At 61.4% G+C, this 2648-nt stretch carries 4 protein-coding genes; all 4 read right to left on the minus strand.

Annotation, left to right across the window (positions count from 1 at the left end):
• Positions 1 to 140: 140 nt before the first annotated feature.
• A complete protein-coding gene (locus QRO91_RS22250; protein ID WP_285310581.1) occupies positions 141 to 416 on the minus strand; it encodes a hypothetical protein in 276 nt (91 codons plus the stop codon).
• Positions 382 to 1488, minus strand: a complete 1107-nt coding sequence (locus QRO91_RS22255) for a protein rep (protein ID WP_336621526.1) — start codon at positions 1486 to 1488, stop codon at positions 382 to 384. Before QRO91_RS22255 ends, QRO91_RS22250 begins: the two co-directional genes overlap by 35 nt.
• On the minus strand, positions 1481 to 1813 hold the full coding sequence (locus QRO91_RS22260) for a ribbon-helix-helix protein, CopG family (RefSeq protein WP_285310583.1): 333 nt from the start codon (positions 1811 to 1813) through the stop codon (positions 1481 to 1483). The genes QRO91_RS22255 and QRO91_RS22260 overlap by 8 nt, the downstream gene beginning before the upstream one ends.
• 541 nt (positions 1814 to 2354) lie before the next feature.
• On the minus strand, positions 2355 to 2648 hold a 294-nt coding region (locus QRO91_RS22265), incomplete at its 5' end, for a hypothetical protein (RefSeq protein WP_285310584.1).

The following is a 2648-nucleotide window of genomic DNA, read 5'->3' on the forward strand; positions in this document are numbered from 1 at the left end:
CAACTTCGTCGATTGCCTGGGCGATAGCAGGGATGCGGTCCACGAAAGCAGAACTACGGCTGATGATATTGCAAGTGCGGTTGAAAGCACGGAGAACTGGCTCGGGGAAACTGGGGTAGGCATGGACATTGGCCAGGCCATCAGGCGACAACACTGGCCACCTCCTTGTCCTGATCGAAAGTGCCGGTGTAGCAGTAGCTATCACCGTGACGAACCGCGACAACGTGGGCAGGCAGTGGACCCTCAGTGCCGTCGCGGCGCGGGTCCTCCGGATGCTTGAAACGGTAGCGTTCTTCGTAGGTCACGAAATACAGGTGCAGCCCACGAGTCTGCGCTTTGCGCAAGCCATAAGACCACGTGCCGACAACCAGCTCCTGAGCCTCAGACGGGGCATTCGGTGGGCCGATGAAGATCACCGGCCGGTACCTCGCCATCGAGTCCTTCTCGAAGCACAACATCATCACTTCCCCGTTCGAGTTCGGGGTGGGATCGGTCAACGGTTTTTGCGTGCTCATAACGTCCTTCTCCGGCGTATCGCCATAGCAGATCGATGTAAGGAAGTTCCTCTTCTGGAATGTCGTCTGCGAGATCGTCGTTAGCAGGCTCGGGAACACCATAAAACTCGCCAAAGGACCGGACGAGGCGCTTCCCCCTGAGACACGAATACGCCTCAAGCGCCACGACCGGTGGTAACTCAGCTGCCTTCATTGCGTACTTGAAGACCTCTGCAAAACCCTTTGCGAATGGGTCGACCAACTCGCCTTCATTTTCACCGTCACCGCGCACAGCCGCCTTGATCGGTCGCACATCACACATGAAGCTGTCGGTAGTGATCTCTTCCCACTCCTTGCGGAGCTGAAATTGATCCGGTTCCTCAAGCGCAAGCCAAACGGCATGCACGTGCGGATGCCAACCATGGGCAGCGGAATATGTGACTTCGTAGCTCCACACGGCGCCCTGGATGGAAACCATCAGGGACCGCGAACGCTTGCCCAAGCGACGCTTGTTCAAACGAGTGAGCGACTGATCGAGGTGGCGCAGCCTTTCCGAGAGGTCGGGTCCGTTGCGGACCGTTAACGTGACCAAGTAGGGCTGCAGCTCTGGACGCGCGGCACGGATGCGAGTGAATCGCTCCAGGTACCGAGCCATCATGCGAGCGCCACGCCGGATGGCGCAGAACCCGCACACAAGGTGCGTGCCGCAAAAGTTAGCTGACCGGAGCTTGGTATCGCCCCTGGTCGGGAAATGCCTGAACAACAACCAGTCCCCGCACTCCCGAATCCGGGTAGGGCGAAGGCCGACCGCCTTACAGGCAACGTCCCCAGCGGTATCCACCAATCGCATGGTGTGCAACTTGGCGGTACCATACCGAAAGAGACGCCGGATCCCGTCACCCATAAGGGCGGCTGGATCAGTCTCCCCGGCCCCACTCCCCGCTACGTCGCCAAACTGGACGGGGGTGGGGCCTGCCTTTTCTGGGTCATCCATTCAGATCACCCCGAGTCTTTCGCCGCTTACCTTTGACCGTCCTGGCATCGACCGCAGCGTCGAGATCGAGCTGGGCCTGTGCCAGGTGGGCGGTCTGCTGATGAGCGAACTCCGACAACAGCTTTCGTGCCTCTTCCGGCTGCCGATGTACCACCCGGAGCGCGTCGAGGGTCACGCTCATGGCCGGCAACGCGATGTCCACCAACTCAGAAATCAGGGCGGATTTTGACTGCCCGCTGAGGTTGGCCAGGTCATCGAGAGCGGCCATGGCTTCCGGCGAAAGGGTCACCTGGACACGCGGACTACGGTTTACTTTGCGCGCCATTGTGGACACCACTCGGGGAAGTGGTACCCACTATACGCAGTTTTCACCCCGGTGGAAGGGTTTGCCCGCTACTTGGTTGCATGTATCAAGCAAAGCGTCCGGCGCTCCGGCCCCGACACTGTTCGGCACGACCCTCCGGCGCGGGGGTCCGCCCCGGCGGTTCCGTCGCTGACGCTCCGTAATCCGCCCGTGCGGCCCTGTACGCGACGTGCGGGGTGGTGGCGACAGGGGTGGCGGGGGAGGGGTGCGGCGGGCGCAGTGCGCTGTGTACGCAGCCAAGGGGCTATTGCAGGATAGGCCGATGGCGGTGTTTTTGTAACACAAGCGGTCGGCGGGCGCGCAGCAGCATGGCCGGCGATCGCAGGGGCCGTCCGCGCCAAGCTCAATCGACACGGCAGTGTCCTGGAAGAGCGGTAGCCGCGGGGCACGCCCCGCACCCCGTGGTGGACCCGTACACCACACATCTTGCCGGCTGTCCGCATGCGGATTCGCGCAAATTAGCGCAACAAAAAACCCCGCCGAAGCGGGGTTTTCGTGTCACTTACGCCGCGTGCATTTCGCGGAGTTCGGCTTCCCTGGTGTCGAGCTCGATGGCCGACTGGGTGCCCGACTGGATCGCAGATCCCGGATCGAGGCAATAGATCCGGAGCTGGCCGAAGAGGTGGACCTGTTGCTCTTCGGTGATGAAGCCGGCCCAGCGCCAGGCAGCAACTTCGTCGATTGCCTGGGCGATAGCAGGGATGCGGTCCACGAAAGCAGAACTACGGCTGATGATATTGCAAGTGCGGTTGAAAGCACGGAGAACTGGCTCGGGGAAACTGGGGTAGGCATGGAC

Origin of the sequence: Stenotrophomonas maltophilia group sp. Smal32 (assembly GCF_030237085.1) — a bacterium.
Lineage (GTDB): Bacteria > Pseudomonadota > Gammaproteobacteria > Xanthomonadales > Xanthomonadaceae > Stenotrophomonas > Stenotrophomonas maltophilia_Q.

Coding starts and splice junctions, on each gene's coding strand:
- QRO91_RS22255 (WP_336621526.1), bottom strand. CDS start 1,488: ATGGATGACCCAGAAAAGGCAGGCCCCACCCCCGTCCAGTTTGGCGAC.
- QRO91_RS22260 (WP_285310583.1), bottom strand. CDS start 1,813: ATGGCGCGCAAAGTAAACCGTAGTCCGCGTGTCCAGGTGACCCTTTCG.